Annotated in this window: 28 protein-coding genes; 17 read left to right on the top strand and 11 right to left on the bottom strand. The window is 68.5% G+C overall.

Annotated features, from left to right (window positions below):
• The first annotated feature begins 44 nt into the window (after window positions 1-44).
• From AC5Y7V_RS07825 to AC5Y7V_RS07835, 3 genes are all read left to right on the top strand, one after another.
• Window positions 45-377, top strand: coding sequence for a DUF732 domain-containing protein (locus tag AC5Y7V_RS07825; RefSeq protein WP_499879434.1), 333 nt, complete (start codon window positions 45-47; stop codon window positions 375-377).
• Between the two features lie 49 nt (window positions 378-426).
• Window positions 427-813 carry a hypothetical protein gene (locus tag AC5Y7V_RS07830; protein ID WP_499879435.1) on the top strand — a complete coding sequence of 129 codons (387 nt, stop codon included), beginning with the start codon at window positions 427-429 and terminating at the stop codon, window positions 811-813.
• Window positions 814-918: 105 nt separating this feature from the next.
• Window positions 919-2,148 carry a carboxylesterase family protein gene (locus AC5Y7V_RS07835; RefSeq protein ID WP_499879654.1) on the top strand — a complete coding sequence of 410 codons (1,230 nt, stop codon included), beginning with the start codon at window positions 919-921 and terminating at the stop codon, window positions 2,146-2,148.
• Between the two features lie 7 nt (window positions 2,149-2,155).
• Here the strand turns inward: AC5Y7V_RS07835 and AC5Y7V_RS07840 are convergent, their stop codons facing one another.
• Window positions 2,156-2,380 carry a hypothetical protein gene (locus tag AC5Y7V_RS07840; RefSeq protein WP_499879436.1) on the bottom strand — a complete coding sequence of 75 codons (225 nt, stop codon included), beginning with the start codon at window positions 2,378-2,380 and terminating at the stop codon, window positions 2,156-2,158.
• Between the two features lie 47 nt (window positions 2,381-2,427).
• Between AC5Y7V_RS07840 and AC5Y7V_RS07845 the strand changes: the two genes are divergently transcribed.
• Complete coding sequence (locus tag AC5Y7V_RS07845) at window positions 2,428-3,402, top strand: carbon-nitrogen hydrolase family protein (RefSeq protein ID WP_499879437.1); 975 nt, start codon at window positions 2,428-2,430, stop codon at window positions 3,400-3,402.
• Between the two features lie 22 nt (window positions 3,403-3,424).
• On the opposite strand, the gene AC5Y7V_RS07850 is transcribed toward AC5Y7V_RS07845, so the two are convergent.
• Both AC5Y7V_RS07850 and AC5Y7V_RS07855 read right to left on the bottom strand, forming a co-directional pair.
• Window positions 3,425-3,910, bottom strand: coding sequence for a DUF302 domain-containing protein (locus tag AC5Y7V_RS07850; protein WP_499879438.1), 486 nt, complete (start codon window positions 3,908-3,910; stop codon window positions 3,425-3,427).
• Between the two features lie 4 nt (window positions 3,911-3,914).
• Entirely contained in the window at window positions 3,915-5,096 is a 1,182-nt protein-coding gene (locus AC5Y7V_RS07855) for a thiolase family protein (RefSeq protein WP_499879439.1), read from the bottom strand.
• 93 nt (window positions 5,097-5,189) lie between these two features.
• Here AC5Y7V_RS07855 and AC5Y7V_RS07860 point away from each other — a divergent pair, with 93 nt between their 5' ends.
• The 3 genes from AC5Y7V_RS07860 to AC5Y7V_RS07870 are packed head-to-tail and all read left to right on the top strand — an operon-like array spanning window position 5,190 to window position 6,283.
• A complete protein-coding gene (locus tag AC5Y7V_RS07860) occupies window positions 5,190-5,663 on the top strand; it encodes a winged helix-turn-helix transcriptional regulator (protein ID WP_499879440.1) in 474 nt (157 codons plus the stop codon).
• Window positions 5,664-5,696: 33 nt separating this feature from the next.
• Complete coding sequence (locus tag AC5Y7V_RS07865) at window positions 5,697-5,903, top strand: CopG family transcriptional regulator (protein WP_499879441.1); 207 nt, start codon at window positions 5,697-5,699, stop codon at window positions 5,901-5,903.
• Window positions 5,900-6,283, top strand: a complete 384-nt coding sequence (locus AC5Y7V_RS07870) for a type II toxin-antitoxin system death-on-curing family toxin (RefSeq protein WP_499879442.1) — start codon at window positions 5,900-5,902, stop codon at window positions 6,281-6,283. Before AC5Y7V_RS07865 ends, AC5Y7V_RS07870 begins: the two co-directional genes overlap by 4 nt.
• Here the strand turns inward: AC5Y7V_RS07870 and rsgA are convergent.
• The gene (gene rsgA, locus AC5Y7V_RS07875; protein WP_499879443.1) at window positions 6,268-7,269 is read right to left on the bottom strand and encodes a ribosome small subunit-dependent GTPase A; all 1,002 of its coding nucleotides are present in this window, start codon (window positions 7,267-7,269) and stop codon (window positions 6,268-6,270) included. The genes AC5Y7V_RS07870 and rsgA overlap by 16 nt on opposite strands.
• Window positions 7,266-8,549 (bottom strand): 3-phosphoshikimate 1-carboxyvinyltransferase, encoded by a 1,284-nt coding sequence (gene aroA, locus AC5Y7V_RS07880; RefSeq protein ID WP_499879444.1) that lies wholly within the window; start codon window positions 8,547-8,549, stop codon window positions 7,266-7,268. The genes rsgA and aroA overlap by 4 nt, the downstream gene beginning before the upstream one ends.
• 44 nt (window positions 8,550-8,593) lie before the next feature.
• On the opposite strand from aroA, the gene AC5Y7V_RS07885 reads away from it, so the two are divergent.
• From AC5Y7V_RS07885 to AC5Y7V_RS07895, 3 genes are read left to right on the top strand one after another with little or no spacing between them, the layout of a single operon-like run.
• A complete protein-coding gene (locus AC5Y7V_RS07885; RefSeq protein ID WP_499879445.1) occupies window positions 8,594-9,361 on the top strand; it encodes an SOS response-associated peptidase in 768 nt (255 codons plus the stop codon).
• A gap of 54 nt (window positions 9,362-9,415) precedes the next feature.
• Window positions 9,416-10,822 (top strand): PE domain-containing protein, encoded by a 1,407-nt coding sequence (locus tag AC5Y7V_RS07890; protein WP_499879446.1) that lies wholly within the window; start codon window positions 9,416-9,418, stop codon window positions 10,820-10,822.
• The gene (locus AC5Y7V_RS07895) at window positions 10,819-11,703 is read left to right on the top strand and encodes a 3-hydroxyacyl-CoA dehydrogenase family protein (protein ID WP_499879447.1); all 885 of its coding nucleotides are present in this window, start codon (window positions 10,819-10,821) and stop codon (window positions 11,701-11,703) included. Before AC5Y7V_RS07890 ends, AC5Y7V_RS07895 begins: the two co-directional genes overlap by 4 nt.
• 76 nt (window positions 11,704-11,779) lie before the next feature.
• On the opposite strand, the gene AC5Y7V_RS07900 is transcribed toward AC5Y7V_RS07895, so the two are convergent.
• Window positions 11,780-12,010 carry a hypothetical protein gene (locus AC5Y7V_RS07900; RefSeq protein WP_499879448.1) on the bottom strand — a complete coding sequence of 77 codons (231 nt, stop codon included), beginning with the start codon at window positions 12,008-12,010 and terminating at the stop codon, window positions 11,780-11,782.
• Between the two features lie 48 nt (window positions 12,011-12,058).
• Complete coding sequence (locus AC5Y7V_RS07905) at window positions 12,059-13,477, bottom strand: phytoene desaturase family protein (protein WP_499879449.1); 1,419 nt, start codon at window positions 13,475-13,477, stop codon at window positions 12,059-12,061.
• Between the two features lie 113 nt (window positions 13,478-13,590).
• On the opposite strand from AC5Y7V_RS07905, the gene AC5Y7V_RS07910 reads away from it, so the two are divergent.
• A complete protein-coding gene (locus AC5Y7V_RS07910) occupies window positions 13,591-14,172 on the top strand; it encodes an HdeD family acid-resistance protein (RefSeq protein ID WP_499879450.1) in 582 nt (193 codons plus the stop codon).
• Here the strand turns inward: AC5Y7V_RS07910 and AC5Y7V_RS07915 are convergent.
• The gene (locus AC5Y7V_RS07915) at window positions 14,169-15,392 is read right to left on the bottom strand and encodes a PucR family transcriptional regulator (RefSeq protein WP_499879451.1); all 1,224 of its coding nucleotides are present in this window, start codon (window positions 15,390-15,392) and stop codon (window positions 14,169-14,171) included. The two genes, AC5Y7V_RS07910 and AC5Y7V_RS07915, sit on opposite strands and share 4 nt — an antisense overlap.
• Before the next feature lie 142 nt (window positions 15,393-15,534).
• On the opposite strand from AC5Y7V_RS07915, the gene AC5Y7V_RS07920 reads away from it, so the two are divergent.
• Genes AC5Y7V_RS07920 through AC5Y7V_RS07930 form a run of 3 tightly spaced genes read left to right on the top strand, consistent with a single transcriptional unit; the run spans window position 15,535 to window position 19,586 of the window.
• Window positions 15,535-17,043 (top strand): long-chain-fatty-acid--CoA ligase, encoded by a 1,509-nt coding sequence (locus AC5Y7V_RS07920; RefSeq protein ID WP_499879452.1) that lies wholly within the window; start codon window positions 15,535-15,537, stop codon window positions 17,041-17,043.
• 14 nt (window positions 17,044-17,057) lie between these two features.
• Window positions 17,058-18,737, top strand: a complete 1,680-nt coding sequence (locus tag AC5Y7V_RS07925; protein WP_499879453.1) for a PHA/PHB synthase family protein — start codon at window positions 17,058-17,060, stop codon at window positions 18,735-18,737.
• Between the two features lie 21 nt (window positions 18,738-18,758).
• Window positions 18,759-19,586: an alpha/beta fold hydrolase gene (locus AC5Y7V_RS07930; protein ID WP_499879655.1), complete on the top strand. Its 828-nt coding sequence runs from the start codon at window positions 18,759-18,761 to the stop codon at window positions 19,584-19,586.
• Window positions 19,587-19,677: 91 nt separating this feature from the next.
• Here the strand turns inward: AC5Y7V_RS07930 and AC5Y7V_RS07935 are convergent, their stop codons facing one another.
• Both AC5Y7V_RS07935 and AC5Y7V_RS07940 read right to left on the bottom strand, forming a co-directional pair.
• The gene (locus tag AC5Y7V_RS07935; protein WP_499879454.1) at window positions 19,678-20,163 is read right to left on the bottom strand and encodes a YbaK/EbsC family protein; all 486 of its coding nucleotides are present in this window, start codon (window positions 20,161-20,163) and stop codon (window positions 19,678-19,680) included.
• 2 nt (window positions 20,164-20,165) lie between these two features.
• Window positions 20,166-21,014 carry an SDR family oxidoreductase gene (locus AC5Y7V_RS07940; RefSeq protein WP_499879455.1) on the bottom strand — a complete coding sequence of 283 codons (849 nt, stop codon included), beginning with the start codon at window positions 21,012-21,014 and terminating at the stop codon, window positions 20,166-20,168.
• 269 nt (window positions 21,015-21,283) lie between these two features.
• On the opposite strand from AC5Y7V_RS07940, the gene AC5Y7V_RS07945 reads away from it, so the two are divergent.
• Both AC5Y7V_RS07945 and rsrA read left to right on the top strand, forming a co-directional pair.
• The gene (locus tag AC5Y7V_RS07945) at window positions 21,284-21,934 is read left to right on the top strand and encodes a sigma-70 family RNA polymerase sigma factor (protein ID WP_499879656.1); all 651 of its coding nucleotides are present in this window, start codon (window positions 21,284-21,286) and stop codon (window positions 21,932-21,934) included.
• Window positions 21,931-22,233 (top strand): mycothiol system anti-sigma-R factor, encoded by a 303-nt coding sequence (rsrA, locus tag AC5Y7V_RS07950; RefSeq protein WP_499879456.1) that lies wholly within the window; start codon window positions 21,931-21,933, stop codon window positions 22,231-22,233. Before AC5Y7V_RS07945 ends, rsrA begins: the two co-directional genes overlap by 4 nt.
• Window positions 22,234-22,258: 25 nt before the next feature.
• Here the strand turns inward: rsrA and AC5Y7V_RS07955 are convergent, their stop codons facing one another.
• The gene (locus tag AC5Y7V_RS07955; protein ID WP_003416889.1) at window positions 22,259-22,333 is read right to left on the bottom strand and encodes a 50S ribosomal protein bL37; all 75 of its coding nucleotides are present in this window, start codon (window positions 22,331-22,333) and stop codon (window positions 22,259-22,261) included.
• Window positions 22,334-22,527: 194 nt separating this feature from the next.
• Here AC5Y7V_RS07955 and AC5Y7V_RS07960 point away from each other — a divergent pair, with 194 nt between their 5' ends.
• Window positions 22,528-22,743, top strand: coding sequence for a biotin/lipoyl-binding carrier protein (locus AC5Y7V_RS07960; RefSeq protein ID WP_066932464.1), 216 nt, complete (start codon window positions 22,528-22,530; stop codon window positions 22,741-22,743).
• The last annotated feature ends 19 nt before the right edge of the window (window positions 22,744-22,762 follow it).

Here is a 22,762-nt window from a genome sequence, read left to right on the forward strand (position 1 = left end):
GCTGCCGCGCAGGCATCAGGGGGGCTACACCAAGGAGTCGACAAATGAAGAAGGCCGCACGATTGACCGCCCCGCTCGCTGCCGTCCTGGGCGGTTTCGCAGTCTTCACCGCCGCGATCGCGAGCGCCGACTCAATGGATGACGCGTACCTGCAAACGCTGAAGGACAAGGGAATCACCTGGCCGAGCAGCGCGGACCAGACGATGGTCCAGATCGGGCACGCCGTTTGCACGGACTGGTCTCACGGGTTCACGTTCGAGCAGACCTTCGCCGATGCGAAACAGGGGCTCCCGCAGTTACAGGACACCTCGCTGGCCAAGATCATGGGCGCGGCGACCGGCGTTTACTGCCCGCAGTACTCCAGCAAGTTTGACTGAGCGAGCGCAGCGTCCGGCTGGCTGACCGGGTTTCGAGGGAGACGCACCCGTGACCTATATGGGCAAGCCCTATTACCCGGTATGGCTGGACAACCTCGCCGAGGACGTCACCTTGGAAGCCGCGGCAATGGATGGCAGCGCCCACGGCGCGGAAGACGTTCGCTCAATCGTGGTGACCGCCCGCGAAGTGTACGACGACCAGGAGTTCAATTTCGCCGGACCCGCTGGCGACTACGGCTTCGTCGAGGACTACACGACCGAGATCCGCGGCGTGCGAACCAACGTAATCGTCTGGGTCACCTTCAACGCCGCGGGGCAGACGCAGCAAGTCGTGGTGAACCACCGGCCTCGCAGTGCGTTGCTGTCCTTCTCCCGTCTGATGCTCGAAAAGTTTTCCGGCACCCCGCTTGCCAAACATTGGCAGGGCACTCCGTAAGGGGCGCAAGCGGTTTACGGTGACCTGGTGGCACAAAGACGCCTCGAAGCGGGTTGCGGTCCGCTACTCGTTGACGACGACGGGGTTCTCGTCAAGGCGCATGGCATTCCCTACGCGACGGCCGAACGATTCGCCGCGCCCGTTCCTGCTCCGAGGCATAGCGATGTACGCGATGCGACAACGCGCGGTCCGGTGTGTCCGCAGCTACCGTCTCGGTTGGATTTCGTGAATGGTCCTGTGGTCGATGGCCTCGCCAGCAGCGAGAAATGCCAGATACTAAGCGTCACAGCGCCTTGCGACGCTCAGGGGCTCCCGGTGATGGTGTGGTTCCATGGCGGGGCGTACCTGTCGGGCAGCGGAGAGGCACCTAAGTACGACCCCGACGCGCTGGTCAGGGAAGGCGGGGTCGTCGTCGTCACCGTCAGCTACCGACTCGGCATCTTCGGTTACCTCAACCCGCACGCGGGCGGGGAGGAGAACTTGGGGCTGCGGGACCAGATCATGGCGTTGCGGTGGGCCCAGCGGCACATCGCGGCGTTCGGCGGCGACCCATCGCAAGTGACGATCTTCGGTCAGTCGGCGGGCGGGGATTCGGTGATGTCGCTGATCCTCAGCGAGGAGGCAAGGGGCCTGTTCCACCGCGCCATCCTGCAAAGCGCCCCGCTCGGTCTGCGAAGCGGCCGAGAGGCGATGACCGCGGCGATGCGGGACGCCGTGACCGGCGCGCTCCTCGGCGTGGACCCCGGCGAGGCCAGCGTCGACCAACTGCTCAACGCTCAAACCGCTGCTGTGACAACGGCACAGCGATTCGGCCTGCGCGGCGGGTTCCCATTCGCACCGATCGCAGGCACGGACCCGTTACCTCCCATCGGCGACGAAAGTCACCAACTCGCCGACGTGGCATCCCGAGTCGAAATACTCGTCGGCTACACAAGCAACGATGCCGACGCGTTCGTCGCCATGGACCCGCGCGGAAAACGACTCCAACGTCTTGGCCCACCGGGTCGGGCCGCCGCCCGGCTGCTCGGCGACGTGGTGACCCGACGGGTATTTGGCCGGCCCGCGCTTGAACTCGCCAAATCCTGGACTTCAAATGGCGGTGGCGCCGCGACTTACCGGGTGGACTGGTCACCGCCGGGGGCGCCGTTTCGCGCGTGCCACTGCATCGACCTGCCGCTGCTGTTCGGCTCGCCAGAGTGCTGGGCCGACGCGCCCATGCTCGGCCCCGAGGCCAACCCCATCGACACCGAGGTGGCGCGCAGGGCGCGGGCCTACTGGGCTGCCTTCGCACGCGGCGGCACCGCCGCGCTAGGCGGCTCGCCGCTGAGAATCTGACAATCCTTTACGGGCGAGGGCTATTCGCCGGCGGCACTGTCGGCGGGCGGTACCGCATCGTCCGCACCGGGACCCGGTTGGGGGTGTACTCGTTCCCCGCCCAGGGCGTACCGCAGATGTGCAAATAGGCGTAGGGACTGGTCTTGTCGAAGGGTTCGGTGTTGCTGTGCTGCGTTGCGCCGCAGAACATGTAGATGATCGGCAGTTCCCGCGATGCGGGCCAGTCCGGCACGTCTTTTTCCTGTTCGGGGACGTGCAGGGCAGGTAATATCCGGGCGCATGGCGAACGATGTGGCCGCCACGCTTCCCAAGCCGACGATTCGTGTTTCGGCGATTCAGATGCTCGCAGAATTGGGGGATGTCGACGCCAACCTGGCGATGGCGCAACGCCTCGTCCGGGTCGCTTTCGACCGCGGCGCAAACTTGGTGATCCTGCCGGAGCTGTTTGCCTCCGGTAATGCGTTCTTCCCTCAAATGGCGTCGACGACTCGGGCGATCGACGGATCGCCGGCCCAGTTGCTCGTGGACTTGGCACGCGAAGGCAACGCCATTGTCGGCGGCTCGTTCCTGGCGTGGCGCGACGGCCACGTCTATAACACCTTTGTTCTGGCGCTACCCGACGGAAGCAGCCACCGGCACGACAAGGATGACCCGACGTTCTGGGAGAACTGCTATTACGTCGGAGGGGACGACGACGGCGTCCTGAACACGTCTCAAGGCGATATAGGCGCGGCGCTTTGTTGGGAGTTCATTCGATCCAGGACGGCCGCGCGGCTCAAAGGGAAAGTCGACATAGTGGTGGGCGGTTCGGGATGGTGGGGCGGAAAGGACAGCGGGCGGTCGGATGGCCCCGCAGCCGAGTTCGGCCTTGAAATTATGAAAGCCGCTCCGAGCCGATTCGCCAGAATGCTTGGGGTGCCGGTGGTTCACGCCGCGCACGCGGGACGGTTCGTGGGGGAGTCCTGGCCCGATGCGGGCGAGAGCTACCCGTCTCGCTACCTGGGCGAGGCTCAAATCGTCGACGGTAATGGCCGCATTCTCGCGCGGATGTCTCGCGAAGAAGGCGAAGGCGTCATCACCGCTGACGTCACGCTCGGTCCCGTAGCGGACGAGCCGGACGCGATACCGGACACCTTCTGGATCGCCGAGTTTCCCGACGCGGTCTATCGCCAATGGGAACGTGACCTGGAGATCGGCCACCAGTACTACTTGTCGACGACGCTGCCCTACGTTCGCGAGATGTTCACAGGTTGAACTGCGAGCCGCAGATTCATCGTCAGGCCGTTACCTTTTCGGCGAGCGCCGCCAGCTTGGCGTCGAGTGCTTCTGCGGCGCTGAGCAATTCGGGATTTTCCTCGACGACCATCAGCGACGACGGCTTGACGTAGGTCAGGCTGCTGCCGTCGCCCTCGTCGGTGAGCAGCAGTTCGACCGGGGCGAACAACCCCGCGCTCACGTCGTGGCGCAGCATCGTGATCGCGATCAGCGGGTTGCCGAGGATGACGCGTAACACCTTTCGGTCGATGCCGGCCTTTGCGATCCATGCGCCGTGGTCGAACAACCCGAACAGCATGAATCCGCTTGGTCCGACGTATTTTTCGACCCCTTGCCGATACGACTCCCAGTCGTCGCGCGTCTTGGCGATCTCGGCGATCGGCACCGGTTGCTCGCCGATGTCGGCGAGCAACGCGGCCACCAACTCCTCGTAGCTCTTGGCGCTGTCGTAGCGGACCCGCACACCGTCGAACTTGATTTCGGTCATCGCTCTACCCCAACCGCTCGATGATGGTGGCGTTGGCCATACCGCCGCCCTCGCACATCGTCTGCAGCCCGTACCGTCCGCCGCGCTGCTCGAGCGCGTTGACCAGGGTGGTCATCAGGCGAGCACCACTCGCACCGAGCGGGTGACCGATCGCGATGGCGCCGCCGTTGACGTTGGTCCTGGCCAGGTCCGCCCCGGTGTCGTGCGCCCAGGCCAGGACGACGGGCGCGAACGCCTCGTTCACCTCGAACAGGTCGATGTCGGCCAGCGTCAGGCCGGCGCGGGCCAGCACCTTCTCGGTGGCCGGGATGACCCCGGTCAGCATGTACAGCGGGTCGGAGCCGACCACCGTGGTGGTGTGGATCCGCGCCAGCGGGCGCAGGCCCAGCTTCCTGGCGACCTCGCTGCTGGTGATCAGCACCGCGGCGCTGCCGTCGGACAGCGGCGACGAGTTGCCGGGCGTGATCTCCCAATTGATCTGCGGGAAGCGCTCTTTCATGGCGTCGCTGTAGAACGCCGGCTGCAGGGCGGCCAGCGTCTCGACCGTGGTGCCGGGCCGGATGATCTCGTCGGTCGTCAGCCCGGCGATCGGGATGAGCTCGTTGTCGAAGAGCCCGTCCTTGGTGGCGCGGGCGGCCTTGTCGTGGCTGCCGGCGGAGAACTCGTCGAGCTGGGTGCGCGAGAAGCCCCACCTCGCGGCGATCAGTTCGGCGCTGATGCCCTGCGGGACGAGGCCGTCGGGGTAGCGCGCTTCCATGCCCGCGCCGAACGGGTTGCTGCCCGGCAGCACCTGGGTGCCCATCGGGACGCGGCCCATCGATTCCACCCCACCGGCGACGACGAGGTCATACGCGCCGGCGATCACGCCCTGGGCGGCGAAGCTGATGGCCTGCTGACTGCTGCCGCACTGGCGGTCGATGGTGACGCCCGGAACCGACTCCGGGAATCCGGCGCCCAGCAGCGCGTTGCGCGCGATGTTGACGGCCTGGTCGCCGACCTGGGTGACGGCGCCGGCGATGACGTCGTCGATGCGCTCCGGGTCGACGCCCGTGCGGGCCACCAGTTCGCGCAGGCTGTGCGCCAGCAGGTCGGCGGGCAGCACGTCGTGCAGCGCGCCGCTGGCCTTGCCCTTGCCGATCGGGGTGCGTACGGCACCGACGATGACGGCGTCGCGACCTTGAACCATGGCTCCTCCTCGAGTCCAAGCTGAGTATCACCAGCTGTACCCAGGTAAACATCTGGGTACACTAAAATCAACCCAGACCGGGAGGTGATCTGCGTGACATTCCTTCAAGGCGCGCTGGCGGACCGCGAGAAGTGGTCGCCCGTCGGTCAGTGCGCGATCGAGAAGACCATGGCGGTGGTCGGCACCAAGTCCGCGATGCTGATCATGCGCGAGGCCTACTACGGCACCACCCGGTTCGACGACTTCGCCCGCCGGGTCGGCATCACCAAGGCGGCCACGTCGGCGCGGCTGGCCGAACTCGTCGAACTCGGGCTGCTGGAGCGGCGGCCCTACCGCGAACCCGGGCAGCGCGGCCGCGAGGAGTACGTGCTGACCGACGCCGGCGTCGACTTCATGCCGGTGGTGTGGGCGATGTTCGAGTGGGGCCGGCGCCATCTGCCCGGCCGCAACCGGCTGCGGCTCACCCACGTCGGCTGCGGCGCCGAGGCGAGCGTCGAAATTCGCTGCACCGAGGGGCATCTGGTGCCGCCGGGCGAGCTGGGCATGCGGCTGGCCAAGTCCGGTTGACCCGGCCTGGTATCACTTTGGTATCATGCGGTCATGGGTATGACTCTGCGCACCAGCGACGAGCAGACGGAAGCATTGCGCAAGCAGGCCGCCGCCGAGGGACGGTCGATGCAGGCCGTCGCGTTGTCGGCCATCGACGAATACATCGCGCGGCGAACCCATAAGGCCGACGTTGCCGCGGCCTTGGAGCGAGTGGTCCGGGAGGAAGCCGGGGTGCTGGAGCGCCTTAAGGACGCGTGACCGAGTACCTGGACCTCGATGACCTGCTCGTCATCGCGCGCGCGGCTGTCGGTCAGGACGCCGCGGTCGGTGATTACGGGTTGCTCGAGTCGGCACTGGCGCGACCGCGCGCATCCGTGTTCGGCGAGGACGCCTATCCAGATCTGCACCACAAGGCGGCCGCGCTCCTGCACTCGCTGTCGCGGAATCACGCGCTGGTGGATGGAAACAAACGACTGGCGTGGACGGCCTGCCGGACGTTCCTCGCGATCAATGGCGAGTGGATTCGCGCGCCCGAGGATGACCGCTTTGATTTCGTCATCCAGGTCGCCACGGGTGCGCTTGCCAGTCTGGACAAGATCGCCGATCAACTACGCGCGTGGAGCTACACCGAGGGCTGAGACGGCCGAATATCGCGCAGCAGCGCCAGCAGCCGCCGGGCCGCGGCCACGCGGCGCAGCGCCGGTCCGGACAGGGTGTCCAGCGCGCATTCGGGGTCGGCCGGCGGGCCCATGTGTCCGCAGCCGCGGGGGCAGTCGTCGATCGCCTCGGCCAGGTCCGAGAACGCGTCCAGTACGTCGTCGGGCCGGATGTGGGCCAGGCCGAACGAGCGGATTCCCGGGGTGTCGATCACCCAGCCGGAGCCCTCCAGCGCAAGGGCGACCGACTGGGTCGAGGTGTGCCGGCCCCGGCCGATCTCGGTGACCTCGCCGACGGCCCGATCCGCTTCCGGCACAAGGCGATTCACCAGCGTCGACTTGCCGACGCCGGAATGCCCGAGCAGCACGGTGATCTTCCCGGCGATCAGCCCGGCCACCGCCAGCAGGGGATCGTCGACGCCGGCGGCGACCACCGTCAGGTCCAGGTCCATGAACTGCTCGGCGAACGGACCCGGCGGCGCGAGGTCGGTCTTGGTCAGGCACAGGATCGGCGTCAGGCCGCCGGCGTAGGCGGCGATCAGCGCCCGGTCGACCAGCCCGGTGCGCGGCGGGGGATCGGCCAGCGCGACGACGATCAGCAGCTGGTCGGCGTTGGCGACCACGACGCGTTCGGTGGGGTCGGTGTCATCGGCGGTGCGCCGCAACACCGTTCGCCGCTCGCCGCGGCGCACGATGCGGGCCAGGGTGTCGGTGCGCCCGGACAGGTCGCCGACCAGGTCGACGTCGTCGCCGACGACGATCGGGGTGCGGCCCAGCTCGCGCGCCCGCATGGCCGTGACCCGACGATCGGGCCGGCCGCCCAGCACGCAGCCCCAGCGCCCGCGGTCGACGCTGACCACCATGGCGGCCTCGGCGTCGGCGTGCTCCGGACGGGTCTTCGTTCGCGGTCGCGAGCCCCTGCCGGAGCGGACCTTGACGTCGGACTCGTCGTAGTCGCCGGGCTTCAAACGCCGGGCTCCAACATGTCGGCCCACAATTGCGGAAACTCCGGCAGCGTCTTGCCGGTGGAGCCGATGTCGTCCACCTCGACCCCGGGGACGCGCAGCCCGACGATCGCGCCGGCCATCGCCATCCGGTGGTCGGCGTAGGCGCGCCAGGTGCCGGCGTGCAGCGGTTTCGCGGTGATCACCAGGCCGTCGGGAGTCTCGGCGCAGTCGCCGCCCAGGCGGTTGATCTCGGCGCTCAGCGCGGCCAGCCGGTCGGTCTCGTGGCCGCGCAGGTGCGCGATCCCCGACAGCCGGGACACCGAGCCGGGGGTGGCCAGCGCGGCCAGCGCCGCCGCCGACGGCGTCAGCTCCCCGACCGCGCGCAGGTCGACGTCAAAGCCGGCGTACTCGGCCGGCCCGCTCACCTCGAGGTACGAATCGGTTTGTCTGACAACGGCATTGAGCTCGCCGAGGACGCTCAGGATGTTGTCGGCGGGTTGCACGCTGGTGGCAGGCCAGCCGGTGATGCGCACCGTTCCGCCGCTGACCACGGCCGCCGCCAGGAACGGGACGGCGTTGGTGAGGTCGGGTTCGACCTCCCAGTGCCGGGCCGCGACCGCGCCGGCGCGCACCCGCCAGCGGTTGGGGACGGAGTCGTCGACGTCGACCCCGGCCTGGCGCAGCATCACGATCGTCATCGCGATGTGCGGCGCGGACGGCACGGCGGACCCGGTGTGCTGGACGGTCAGGCCCTGCGTGAACGACGCCGCGGACAGCAGCAGGCCCGAAACGAACTGCGAGGACGCCGAGGCGTCGATGGCCACGGTGCCGCCCGGCACCGACCCGCCGCCGTGGACCCGGAACGGCAGACCGCTGCCGTCGATCTTCACGCCGAGGCCGCGCAGCGCGTCCAGCAGCGGCGCGATGGGCCGCGCCCGGGCCTGCTCGTCGCCGTCGAACTCGACAACCGAATCGGCCAGCGCCGCCAGCGGCGGCACGAACCGCAGGACCGTGCCCGCCAGGCCACAATCCACCGTGGCGCCGGGCGCCGGGGCGATGCCGCCGCCGACCGTCAGCTCGGAGCCGGGCCCGTCGACGCGCAGGCCCAGGGTGCGCAGCGCCCCGATCATCAGGTCGGTGTCGCGGCTGCGCAGCGCCCCGCTGAGGGTCGAGGCGCCTTGCCCTTGGGCGGCCGCCAGCCCCGCCAGCACCAGCGCCCGGTTGGTCTGCGACTTCGAGCCGGGGACCGTCACCGTCGCGTGCACCGGTGCGGTCGCCTGGGGGGCCGTCCACGTCGTCACCGGTACATCATCGCCTGTCGTCCGGCTCTGCCACCATGGAAGGCATGTGTGGGCGGTTTGCAGTCACTACTGATCCGGCCAAGCTGGCCGAGAAGATCAAGGCGATCGACGAGGCGACCGGTACGTCTGAACGCGCGAGCGAGCCCAACTACAACGTGGCCCCGACCGCGACCATCGCGGCGGTTGTCACCCGGCACACCGAGCCCGACGACGACCCCATTCGGCGGGTCCGGCTGATGCGGTGGGGCCTGATCCCGCCGTGGGTCAAGGCCGGTCCCGACGGGGCGCCGGAGGGCAAGGGCCCGCTGCTGATCAACGCGCGCGCCGACAAGGTCACCAATTCGCCCGCCTTCCGCTCGAGCGCGAAGTCGAAGCGTTGCCTGATCCCGATGGACGGCTACTACGAGTGGCGCGTGAATCCCGACCGCGACGGCAAGAAGTCGCGCAAGACGCCGTTCTTCATGTACCGCGAGGACGGCGAGCCGCTGTTCATGGCGGGCCTGTGGTCGGTGTGGAAGCCCAAGGACCAGCAGGACGCCTCACCGCTGCTGAGTTGCACGATCATCACCACCGACGCGCCCGGCGAGCTGGCCGAGATCCACGACCGGATGCCGCTGGCGCTGCCGGAACGCGACTGGGACCGCTGGCTCGACCCGGACGCCCCGGTGGACGAGGAGCTGCTCACCCGCGCACCCGACGTGCGCGACATCCGCATGCGCGAGGTGTCGACGCTGGTCAACAGCGTGCGCAACAACGGCCCGCAGCTGCTCGAGCCGATCGAAGAGCGATCGGAGCAAATGAAGCTCCTGTAGGCCGCGACCTGGCTAGCATCTTGAGCCTGGCGGTGCAGCAGATGGGAGCCACCGATGTCGTCGTACGTGATCGCCGCGCCCGTGGCGCTTGTCGAAGCGTCGCAGGACCTGACCGGGATCGCGGACGCGATCAAGGCGGCCGCCGCCGGGGCGGCACCGTCGACGACGGGAGTTGTCGCGGCGGCCGGCGATGAGGTTTCGGCCGCCGTCGCGAACGTTTTCGGCAGCTGCGCCACGGAATTTCAGACGCTGACCGCGCGGACCCTGGCGTTGCAAACCCAGTTCGTGCGGGCGCTGAGCGCGGCGGGCGCCGCGTATGCGGCGGCGGAGGCGGCGAACGTGCCGCCGCTGCAGGCGCTGGAGCAACAGGTCGAAAGCCTGGGGGTGTTGGCGCCCATCGAACGGCTGCTCGGGCACCCGCTGTTCGGTGGCACCACAGCCACCGGCACCAGTCAGCCCGGCACACTGCTTGCCGCGACCCCCACCGGCGGGGCGGTGACCACCGCGCCGATCACCAACGGGGTGACCGGGGTCAAGACGGGGTTCTCGTTCCTGCAGATTCCGCTCGGTGAAGCCTCGATCTTCGGGATTCCGCTTGGTCAGCTCAGCCTGCCCGCCCCCGCGCACTGGTACTTCCCGACCCAGGCCGACGGCTCGGTGCACGCCAACGGCGTCATCTATCTGCAGCACGGCTTCGGGGCGATCGGGTGGTTCTACGACCCGCTGGCCATGCAGCTGGCCCAGCAGACCGACAGCATCGTGGTGGTGCCCACCGTGCCGTCGCTTCCCTTGCCGTTCGGCGCCTGGCTGGGCGGCCCACAGCTGCAGCAGGGCGTGGCCTCGCTGTTCCTCGGCAGCGAGACGGCGCTGAACATCAGCGCGAACCACGCCGGCTACCAGGGCACGCTGCCGCAGAATTTCATCCTGGCCGGACACTCCGCCGGCGGCGGCCTGGCCACGATCGCCGCCGGCGATTACATCGCGGACCTCGGGACGAACACCGCCAACAACCACCTCCTCGGCGTGGTGATGTTCGACGGGGTCGCGATGGATTCCTCGGCGTTCGCGACGGCGGTGGCCAACCTGCAGGCGTTGCACATTCCCGACTACGTGGTGGCCGCGCCGCCCCAGCCGTGGAACGCATTCGGCGCCACCACGAATCAATTGGTCGCGCTGTACCCGGGGCAGTTCGTCGGGGTCGAGCTCGTCAACGGCTCGCATGTCGACTCGATGGTGGGCGGACACCCCCTCGTCGACTTCGTCGCCCAGCTGGTCACCAGGTTCTCCCCACCCGGCAACACCGCGGCCGTGTACACCCTTGCCGACGGCTGGATCAACGACATCTACGCCGGGGCGGGCCCGACCGACCCGATATACGGCGTCTACGGGCCCACCGGCGGCTACCTGCCCCCCGGCGGCCAGCAGATCATCCTCGGCAACGCCGCCGGGATCGTGCTGTGACCGGCGCCTATACCTACACGTTCGAGGACGTCCGCGACCGCCCGGTGGCGGTGGTAGGGGCCGGAACGCTGGGCCGGCGCATCGCGGTGATGTTCGCCAGCAGGGGTGGAACCGTGCGAATCCACGCGCGGCGCGCGGAGCAACTGGAAGCGGCCACCCAATTTGTGGACGAGACCCTGCCAAGGGTGTTGCAGCAGAGGGGCTTTGGCGAAGCCGGTGTGGCGAGGGGCACCGGATCGCTCGAGGAGGCGCTCGAGGACGCCTGGCTCGTCGTGGAATCCGTTCCGGAAAGGCTCGAGATCAAGATCCCGCTGTGGGGCGAGATCGACCGGGCGGCGCCGCCGGGCACGATCTTCGCGACCAACTCGTCGTCGTACCCGTCGCGCCTGATGGCCGAAAAGGTCCGCGACAAAACGCGTCTGTGCAACATGCACTTCTACATGCCGCCGGAGCTCAACGCGGTCGACCTGATGTCGGACGGCCAGACCGACCGCGGCCTGCTGGACACGCTGCTGGCCGTGCTGCCCGAGTTCGGCATCGCGCCCTTCGAGGCCCGCAAGGAGTCCACCGGCTTCATCTTCAACCGCATCTGGGCGGCCATCAAGCGCGAGTCGCTGGCCGTGGTCGCCGAGGGCGTGGCCCGCCCGGAGGACGTCGACGGGATGTTCAAGGCGAACTGGGGCGTGCCGGCCGGGCCGTTCCAGATGATGGATCTGGTGGGGCTCGACGTGGTGCTCGACATCGAAAATCATTACGCCGCAGAGTTTCCGCACCTACCGAAGAGCGTGCGCGACTTGCTGGCGTCCTACGTGGATGCCGGCAAGCTCGGCATCAAGACCGGCGAGGGTTTCTACACGTACGGTTCTGGCTCGCGAGCGTAACCGCACGGCGAGATGCGGCGCGATTTTTCGCCGTGCGGCTACGCTCGCGAAGCGGATTGCCCTGTGACGGCGCTCTTTAGTTGCTGAGCACCAGGCGCCACTGGCCGGCGGCCGTGCGGTCGGGGACGCACCAGAAGTTGTTCCAGCCGCCCGGTGTCGAGGCCTTCACGCCGGGCCCGGCGTCCTGGCAAGCTTCCCGGGTGGGATAGCTGCCCTCGGTCTGAATCGTGTCCGCCCTGCTAATGCCCACGCCGGTGGTCAGTAACCCGGCAATGGCCAGCACGACCGCTGCGACAATCTTGTTCACCGCATCCTCCTATCCCGCTTGATGCATCCGATGAGTGTAGTCATATGACTACCCTCGCACAAGGGCACGCAGCGCGAGCTGGGCGGCGTTGGCGCCGCACATGCCGTGCGCCCCGGGCCCCGGCGGTGTGGCCGCCGAGCAGATGTACATCCCGGGCACGCCAATGGTGTAGGGCGACAGCGTGATTCGGGGTCCGAACGTCAGCTGGCGGATGTCCTTGGCGCCGGTCATGATGTCGCCGCCGTCATAGTTGGGGTTGAAGGTCGCCATCTGGGCGGTCGAACGAACCGCCCGGCCGACGACGCGCTCGGTGAACCCGGGGGCGAATCGCTCGATCTGGGCGACGATCGCCTCGGTGGCGTCGCCGGCATAGCCGTTGGGGACGTGCGCGTAGGTCCACACCGGATGCGTATCGCCCACCGAGCGTTGCGGATCGGCGAGATACTGCTGACCGACCAGCACGAACGGCCGCTCGGGCATGCGGCCGGCGTGGATCTCCCGCTCGGTCGCGGCCAGCTCGGCGTAGGTGCCCGCCAGGTGAACCGTGCCGGCCCGGCGCGCGTCGGGGTTGGTCCAGGGCACGCCGCCCTCGACGGCGAAATCGACCTTGAACGCGCCGGGGCCGCGGCGAAACCTGCTGAAGGCGCGGGAAACCCGGCGGGGCAGGCGATCTCCCAGGATGCCGGCGACCGCGCCCGGCGCCAGATCGAACATGGTGATGTCCGCGGGCGGCAACTGCGCGGCCGCCTTGACCCGGACACCGGTCTCGATCTTGCCGCCCAGGTCGGTCAGCAGCGCGGCCAGCGCGTTGGCGATCGATTGCGATCCGCCCTCGGCCACCGCCCAGCCGTGCCGGTGGCCCGCCGCGATCAGCCCCAGGGCGATGGCGGACGTCATCGGGTAGTGCAGCGGCCGAAAGGTGTGCGCCGCAACGCCTCCGAACAGCGCGCGGCCCTCGTCGGTGCGGAACAGCCGCGCGAACGTCGATCCCGGGAGGAGCGTGGGCGCACCGAACCGGGCCAGCATCAGCGGGTGATGTGGGACTCGGAGCAGCGGCCCCATGATGTCCTCGCTCAGGGCGTCGAACCGGGCGGCGGAGTAACCGAACGCGAGCCGCCAGCGCGGCCCGTCGAGGCCCAGGCCGGCCGCGGTCTGGTCCACCGAGCGGTGCAGCACGCCCGCGCCGCCGCCGTCGAGGGGGTGCACGCAATCGATCTCGGGCCAGCGCCACGACAGGCCGTACCGCTGCATGTCGAAGCGGCCCAGGAAGCTGGAGCCGACGGCCATCGGGTGGATCGCGGAGCAGTGGTCGTGCAGCAGGCCCGGGACGATCGCCTCGCCGCTGCGGGTGCCGCCGCCCACCTCGTCGGCGGCCTCGAGCAGCGTGACCTGCACGCCCTCGGCGGCCAGGCAAACGGCGGCCGCCAGGCCGTTGGGCCCGGCGCCCACCACCAGCGCGGTTGTCATGCCTCCATACAACAGGAATTTCGGTTTGGCGTCGTTCGCGGTACCCGCGCGCGATACCGAATTGTGTCGCCGTAGACGTTCTCTTTGCGATTGTGGGGGCGAATAATATTTGCATGACAAATACCGATCAGACCGTATTTGAAGGTCCACTGAAGCAGCTTGCTCGCAGCGCGTGGCAGCTGCTGCTGCTCATCGGCCTCGCCGCCGTGGCGCTGGGCGTCATCGTGCTGGTCTGGCCAGGCAAGACACTGTTCGTTGCGGGTGTCTTGTTCGGCATCTACCTGGTGGTGTCCGGGATCGGATACATGTTTGCTGCCTTCGGCACCCACGCCGGGGTCGCAATGAGAGTTCTGACATTCATCACCGGAGTCGTCTCGCTGGTGCTGGGATTCTTCTGCTTCCGCGAAGAATTCGAGGCGGTCTGGCTGTTGGCCATCTGGATCGGCATCGGCTGGCTGTTCCGCGGGATGACGCTGCTCGCCGCGGCGTTGTCGTTCGATCACATGCCGGGCCGCGCCTGGCAGGCGCTGACCGGGCTGATCATCGTGATCGGCGGCGCCGTCATGATCGTCTCGCCGCTCCGGTCGATCGCGATCCTGACCCTGGTGGCCGGGTGGTGGTTGATCGTCATCGGCATCATGGACGTCATCACGGCGTTCCAGACCCGCAGCCGGGCGAAGAGCCTGGTCGGCTAGGGCAGTCGCCGCTCGACCTCGAACGCGAGGCATAGCTCGGCGAGATCCCTTGGCCGCGAGAGGGATCGGCTCGTCAGCTCCTCGATGCGGCGCAGCCGGTGCCGCACGGTGTTGGGGTGGCAGAAGATCCTGGCCGCGGTGTCGTTCGCCGAGCCGCCGGCCTCAACCCAGGCCCGGAACGTGTCGATCAGGATGGTGCGTTCCTCGCCGGGCAGTTCGTCGACGCGGGAGAGCACCAGCGCCTTGATCCGCGCCATCACCTCGGGCGCGCTGACCGCCGCGACGGCCAGTGGGGTGTCGTCGAACAGGGAGATCAGCGAGTCGCCGGAGGGCTTGCCGGTCAGCGCGACCCTGGCCAACCGCAACGCGTCGCTGGTCTCGGCGAGGTCGCGAAATGCCGGGCTGATGCCTACTCGCGCCGTCGCGGCCTCGCGGAGCACCTCGACAAGGGGCTCCACTGTCGTCGACGTCGCCGCGCCGCGAAGGTGGACGATGCCCACCTGCAGGTCGGGCAGGAGCCGCCACGCGGATCGGATGTCGCGGGCGGACAGCTTGTTCTCGATCGCCGGCAAGCCCAGCTTCCCGATCGCCGGCAGCTCGGCCGCCACCACGACGTAGGGCCCCGCGGTGGGCAGCCGCAGCAGATCGGCTGCCTCCCAGAGGCTTTGCTTGTCGGTGATCCGGTGCGCCAGCAGCGCTTCCACCAGAGCCGATCGTTCTTCCTCCCGCTCGACGATCTGCGAGGTCAGCTGTTGACGGTAGGCGTTGGCCATCGCCTGGGTGAAGGTGTCCTGCGCGAAGAAGATCCGGGCGGTGGCGTCCAGGACCGCGTCGGTCGGTATTCCCGCGGCACGGGCGACGGCAAGGGTCTCCTCCCACACGGACCGAAAACCGATCCGGTAGGCGGTCATCACCGCCGGCAGCGGCACCCCGGCCAGCGCGCGCTCGGTGCCGGTGCGTTCCGCGGGCGAGACATCGACGTCGGCGGCACCGGCGAGCGAGTCGAATATGAACGTCACGTTCGCCACGCAACTTTCGGCCACCTGCTCCTTCGTGACGACGGTGCCGTCCCGGTAGGCGTCGATGTCGCGGCACAGCACCTCCGCCATCGCCCGGCCCAGTTCCGGTGCCCGGGACAGCATCAGCCTGCCGAGCTCGACGACGTGGGGGTCCACGGTTGCGCCGTGCCGGATGCTGCGGCTTTTCGATGCCACGCCCATACCGCAAACCTTATGCCCGGGCGCCGGCGAATGTGACCGGTCACAGCCAACCGGCGCGGTTGTTGTTTTCGCGAACATTGTGGGCCGGGCGCGGCCGGATCACGCTTGAAGCACGCAGGATACCACGTCCCGGAGGCCCCCCATGACCGCGTTAAGCGCCAATCTCGTTGCGTCGAAAGATCGTCACCCTGACCGGGTGGCGCTGCGGTGTGACGACGCACAGCTCACCTACGCCGAGTTCGACGCCGCCGCGGCCCGGGTCGCCACGCTGCTGGAGCGGGCCGGGGTCGCACCCGGCGACCGGGTGGGCGTGATGCTGCCCAACACACCGGCGTTCGCCATCGTGTTCTTCGGCATCATGTACCGGGGCGCCGTCGCGGTCCCCATGAACCCATTGCTGAAGGCCCGCGAGGTCGCCTACTACCTGTCCAACACGGCCGCCTCGGTGTTGTTGGCGACGCCCGTCTTCGCCGAGGAGGCGACGGCCGGGGCCGCGCAGGCGGGAGCGCAATGCGTGCTTGTCGACGACGCCGCGCTGGCCGGCCTGATCGCCGACCTGCCCGCCCACGCCCCGGCGCACCGCGACGACGAGGACGTCGCCGTCATCCTGCACACATCGGGAACGACCGGAAAGCCCAAGGGCGCCATGCTCACTCACGGCAACCTGGGCCGCAACGCCGATGTCAGCGTGCGCACCCTGGTCGAGATCGGTCCCGACGACGTGGTGATGGGCTGCCTGCCGCTGTTTCACGTCTTCGGCCTGACCTGCGGGCTCAACGGCGCCGTCCTGGCCGGCGCGACGTTGACCCTCATTCCCCGATTCGACCCGCGCAAGGCGCTCGAGGTCATCGAGCGCGACGCGGTGACGGTGTTCGAGGGGGTGCCGACGATGTATTCGGCGCTGCTCAGCGTCGCCGGCGAGGCCCGACCCGACGCCACCCGGAGCCTGCGGACCTGCGTCTCCGGCGGCGCCGCGTTGCCGGTCCAAGTGCTCACCGACTTCGAGGAGGCTTTCGGCTGCTCCGTTCTCGAGGGGTACGGGCTATCCGAGAGCTCCCCGGCGGCCGCGTTCAATCACCCCAACCGGCCCCGCAAGCCGGGTTCGATCGGCACCCCGATCGAGGGCGTCGAAATGCGGGTGGTCGACCTGGACGGGGCCGAGGTTCCGCGCGGGGAGGCCGGCGAGATTCAGATCCGCGGCCACAACGTGATGAAGGGTTACTGGAACCTGCCGGACGCCACCAAGGCCACGATCACCGCCGACGGCTGGCTCAACACCGGCGACGTCGGGCGCGTCGACGAGGACGGCTATTTCTACATCGTCGACCGCACCAAGGACATGATCATTCGCGGCGGGTACAACGTCTATCCGCGCGAGGTCGAGGAGGTGCTCTACGAGCATCCGGCGGTGGCCGAGGCCGCCGTCATCGGGGTCCCACACGACTCCCTCGGCGAGGACGTCGGCGCCGCCGTCGCGCTCAAGAAGGGCGCGGCCGCAACGCCGGAAGAACTGCGCGAGTACGTCAAGGCGCGGGTCGCCGCGTACAAGTACCCGCGCCTGGTGTGGCTCGTCGACGCGCTGCCCAAGGGACCGACCGGAAAGGTCCTGAAACGCGAAATCACCCCTCCGACAACCGAAAGCACACGATAACCATGGCCAGCCAAATGACCAAACCCGACGAGCTCGCCGCGCCGCTCGACCTGCTGCTCACCAGCGCCACCAAACCGTTCGTCAGCCGGATGCTGCCCGATGCAACCTGGAGCCACTTCGGGGCGAGCCTCGCCCGTCGGCCCGGCGCGGTGGCCGACCGGATCGGCACCCTCACGCGCGAGCTCGGCGCCATCGCGGTGGGGGAGTCGCAGCGCGTCCCGGCGCGCGCCGACAAGCGCTTCAGTGACCCTGCCTGGCAGGAGAATCCGGTGCTGCACCGGATCATGCAGGCCTACCTCGCCGGCGCCGAGACCGCCGAGGGGCTGCTCGCCGACGCCCGGCTGGACTGGCGCGACCAGGAGAGGATGCGATTCGTCGTCGACAACCTCGTCGAGGGCCTGGCCCCCAGCAACAACCCGCTGATCAGCCCGCTGGGCTGGAAGGCAATGATCGACACCGGTGGGCTGAGCGCGGTCCGCGGCCTGAAAGCCTTTGCGCGGGACATGCTTTCGAAGCCCCGGGTGCCCGCGATGGTCGAGCCCGACGCGTTCGCCGTCGGCGAGACCCTGGCCGTCACCACGGGGGCGGTCGTGCTGCAGACCCCGATGTTCGAACTGATCCAGTACGCCCCGCAGACGGCCAAGGTGCGCGAGGTTCCGCTGCTGATGGTGCCGCCCGTGATCAACAAGTTCTACATCATGGACATCGCGCCCGGGCGCAGCATGATCGAGTACTTCGTCCAGCAGGGCCAACAGGTCTTCACTATCTCGTGGCGAAATCCGCAAAAGCGGCACCGGGATTGGGGATTCGATGCGTACGGCGCCGCGATCGTCGAGGCGATGGACGCGGTGCAGAAGATCGCCGGGACCGACAGCACTCACCTGCTGGCCACCTGCTCGGGAGGCATCCTGGCCGCGATGACGGCGGCCCACCTCGCCGACATCGGGCAGGGCGATCGCATTGCGGGCCTGAACCTGTCGGTGACCGTGCTCGACGAGACCCGGGCCGGCTTCGCGGCGGCGGCGATGAGCGACCGCGCGGCACAGGCGGCGATCCGGGTTTCGGGCCGCAAGGGATACCTGGACGGGCGCGACATGGCCGAGATGTTCGCCTGGCTGCGGCCCACCGACCTGGTGTGGCGGTACTGGGTGAACAACTATGTGCAGGGCCGCAAGCCGGCGGCGTTCGACGTGCTGTTCTGGAACGCCGACACCACCCGGATGGCCGCCGCGCTGCACCGCGACATGGTGTCGATGGCGATGCGCAACGCGCTGGTCACCCCAGGCGCCGTAAGCATGCTGGGCAGCCCCGTCGACCTGGGCAAGGTCACCTGCGACGCCTACGTCGTCGGCGGCGTCGCCGACCACATCTCCCCGTGGCAGGCCACCTATCGCAGCGCGCGACTGCTCGGCAGCAAGGACAACCGCTACGTGCTGTCCACCAGCGGCCACATCGCGGCGCTGGTCAACCCGCCGGGCAACCCGAAGGCGTCCTTCCGGACCGGTGCCGTCGACGCCGAAGAGCCCCAGCAGTGGCTGGAGTCGTCGCAGAAGTCCAGCGACTCCTGGTGGCCGGACTACGCCGATTGGCTCGCCGAGCGCAGCGGCCCCGAGCTCAGGGCGCCGAAACAGCTTGGCGGCGACGGCCTCCCGCCACTCGGGCCGGCCCCCGGCCGTTACGTGATGGAGAAGTGAGTGACGGCGCAACGGAGGCGGCTGCGGGTGGTTACGCCAAGCACGCTCGGCGAGGAACGCTATGTCAGCGCGGGCGGTCAGCGGATCCGGGTGAACGTGCGAGAGGGAACGGGCGTGCCGCTGGTGCTGTGCAACGGCATCGGCGCCAGCCTCGAGGTGCTCGATCCGCTGGTCGAACAGCTGCCGATGACCGTGATCAGGTTCGACGTGCCGGGCACCGGGGGATCGCCGACGTCGCCGCTGCCGTATGGGATTCCCTACCTCGCCTGGGTTTTGGGCCGGGTGCTGTCCCAACTCGGCATCGGCGTGGTCGACATCTTCGGGCTGTCCTGGGGCGGTGCCCTGGCGCAGCAGTTCGCCTTTCAGAACCCGCGTCGTTGCCGGCGCATGGTGTTGGTGGCGACCGGCACCGGCGTGCTCATGGTGCCCGCTCGCTTATCGGTGCTGTCCAAAATGATTACCCCGCGCAGGTTTTCGGATCCCGACTATGCCGCGTCGATCGCCGGTGACCTCTACGGCGGTACCGTGCGCGCCCACGGTGAAGACGTGGCGCGCCTGTTCGTGCGGCAGTTGCACGCCGGGTCGAAGATGGGCTACCTGCACCAACTGCTCGCCGGGTCGATTTGGACGAGCCTGTTCGCGCTGCCCGCCGTGCGGCAGGAGACGCTGATCGTCTCGGGCACCGACGACCCGATCATCCCGGTCGTCAACGCCCACATTCTGCACCGGCTGCTGCCCCGTTCGATTCTGCACCTGCATTCGGGCGGTCACATCGACGTCGTGCACAACGCGGCCGAACTCGCCCCCGTCATCGAGGGTTTCCTCAGCGAGTCGGGCGACCGTGCTTGAGCAGCAACACCTTTGGCTCCGCGAGCCTAACCTGGTTGCGAAATTCGGCGCGGATTTTCGCAGTGCGGTTAGGCTCGCGGAGCCAGAACGCCTAGGCCCGGATGTCCGCGATGACCGCCCCGGTCAGCCGGAGCAGATCCTGCGGCGAGACCGCGACGTCCCAGCCGCGCCGGCCCGCGCTGCAGTACACGCGTTCCCAGCCCAGCGCGCTCGCGTCGACGACGGCGGGCAGGCGCTTGCGCTGCCCGAACGGAGAAACCGCGCCGACCACGTAGCCCGTGGCCCGTTCGGCGGCAGCGGGTTCGGCCATGCCGGCCCTGGCCACCCCCAGCGCCGCGGCGGCGGCCCTGAGCGACAACTTCGACGCCGCCGGCACCATCGCGACGGCCAGCCCGTCGGGCACGGCGACGATCAGGGTCTTGTAGATCTGCTCGGGCGCCACCCCGGCCCGGCCCAGCGCCTGGACCGCCTCGACGCCGAACGACGATTCCCGGGGATCGTGACCGAACTTGACGATCTCATGCGGCACACCGGCTTTGGTCAGAGCGGCCAGCGCCGGCGTGGCAGCGCCCGCCACGACTAGGGACCCGTGTACCCCGGCGGGTTGACGCCGTCGACCCAGAAGTCGACGCCCAGCTTCGAACCCGGAATGCAGTCGTAGACCGACAGGTCGGTGACGCCGGATTCCACCAGCACGTCCTCGCACAGCAGCATGTTGCCGGTGTACTCGCGCGCGGGCTTGTTGAGGATGACGTAGGCCGCGTCGGAGTACACCTCGGGCTTGCGGGCCCGCCCCATCGCCTCGTCCCCGCCGAGCAGGTTCTGCACCGCGGCGGTCGCGACCAGCGTGCGCGGCCACAGCGTGTTGGAGGCGATGCCCTCGTCGCGCATCTCCTCGGCGATCCCCAGCGCGCACAGCGTCATGCCGAACTTGGCCATCATGTAGGCGGTCGGCTTCAGCCACTCCTTGCCGAGCAGCACCGGCGGCGACAGCGTCAGGATGTGCGGGTTCTCCCGGCCCTTCATGTGCGCCAGGCAGGCCTGCGAGACGGCGTACGTGCCGCGCACCTGGATGCCGTTCATCAGGTCGAACCGCTTCATCGGCACCTCGGTGATCGAGCCCAGGTTGATCGCCGACGCGTTGTTCACACAGATGTCGATGCCGCCGAACTGCTCGACGGTCTTGGCCACCGCGGCCTCGACCGAATCCGGGTCCCGGACGTCCCCGACGATCGGCAGGGCCTGCCCGCCCGCATCCTCGAGTTCCTTGGCGGCCGTGTACACCGTGCCCGGCAGCTTGGGGTGCGGCTCGGCGGTCTTGGCGATCAGCGCGACGTTGGCGCCGTCCTGCGCGGCCCGCTTGGCGATCGCGAGGCCGATTCCGCGACTGGCGCCGGAGATGAACATGGTTTTGCCGTTCAGGGACATGGCGTCACATTAACGCCACGCCCGAACCGCCCCGATTCCGCCCGGGAAATAGCCGGCTGCCGGATGCTGTTAAAACAGTCGGTTTCTGATGCAGATGCGCAGCCCGGACAGACACTGTCGGAGGCAGCCTTTAGATTGGGAGGAGCAGTCTGGTGCCAACCGCGACGTGCCTCTTGGAGGACGAGCAGTTGACCCGCTCGCTTGCGAGTTCGGCGGCGTATTCGGTGCCCACCGGCGTCACCGCTGCAGAAGGGACCGTGTTAATCGAGATGGCCGACACCGACGGGGAGACGGGCCTGGAGGCTGCCGAACCGGCAACCCCACGGGAGACCGACGAGGAGCTCACGGCGCGCTTCGAGCGCGACGCGATTCCGCTGCTGGACCAGCTCTACGGCGGCGCGCTGCGCATGACGCGCAACCCCGCCGACGCCGAGGATCTGCTGCAGGAAACGATGGTGAAGGCCTACGCCGGGTTCCGCTCGTTCCGGGCCGGCACCAACCTCAAGGCGTGGCTGTACCGCATCCTGACCAACACCTACATCAACAGCTACCGCAAGCGGCAGCGTCAGCCGGCGGAGTATCCGACCGAGGAGATCACCGACTGGCAACTGGCGTCCAACGCCGAGCATTCCTCGACCGGCCTGCGTTCGGCCGAGGTCGAGGCGCTCGAGGCGCTGCCCGACAACGAGATCAAAGAGGCGCTGCAGGCGTTGCCGGAGGAATTCCGGATGGCCGTCTACTACGCCGACGTCGAGGGTTTCCCTTACAAGGAAATCGCCGAGATCATGGACACGCCCATCGGGACGGTAATGTCTCGGCTGCACCGCGGCAGACGTCAGCTGCGCGGTCTCCTGGCCGACGTGGCCAAGGAGCGCGGCTTCACCCGCGGTCAACAGGCGCACGAGGAGGTGCCGTCATGAGCGAGTCTGCCGGCCCCGCCGAGCCGCGCGCCGACGACAGTCATTCCCACGGCCTGGGCTGCGCCGAGGTGATCGCCGAGGTATGGACCCTGCTCGACGGCGAGTGCACCCCCGAGGCGAAGGAGAGGCTGCGCCAGCACCTCGAGGCGTGCCCCGGGTGCTTCCAGCACTACGGGATCGAGGAGCGGCTCAAGGCGCTGATCGCCACCAAGTGCACGGGCGACAAGGCCCCCGAGGGCCTGAAGGAACGCCTCCGGCTGGAGATCCGCCGGACCACCATCATCCGCGGGATCGAGTAACTACCCCGCCAGGAATTTGGGCCCCTCAGGAATTGGGCCGCTTGCCGTGGTTGGCCTTGCTGTACTTGCGGTCGCGCTTCTTCCGGCCACGCTTGGCCATTCTTCTAACCTCCGTGATAGTGCATCGATCGGGCGCCGCGCACCCGTTAGCTTGTCTCACTAGCTTGTCTCACATTGTCTCACGACGGCTACGCCCCGCGTGCCGCGGTCCGCACCGGTCCTGTGGTTCGATATACATGAGCTTGATAGACCAGCAGCCAGCATGCGCCGATGGCCAGGATGAGTGGGGTGAAGATGGCGGAGGATGTTCGCGCCGAGATCGTGGCCAGCGTGCTCGAGGTTGTCGTCAACGAGGGCGACTCGATCGGCAAGGGCGACATCGTGGTGCTGCTGGAGTCCATGAAGATGGAGATCCCCGTCCTGGCCGAGGTCGACGGCACCGTCAGCAAGGTGAGCGTATCGGTGGGCGACGTCATCCAGGCCGGCGACCTCATCGCCGTGATCAGCTAGCCGCCGGGCTACCGAAACC

It is taken from the genome of Mycobacterium sp. NGS34 (genome assembly GCF_059812845.1).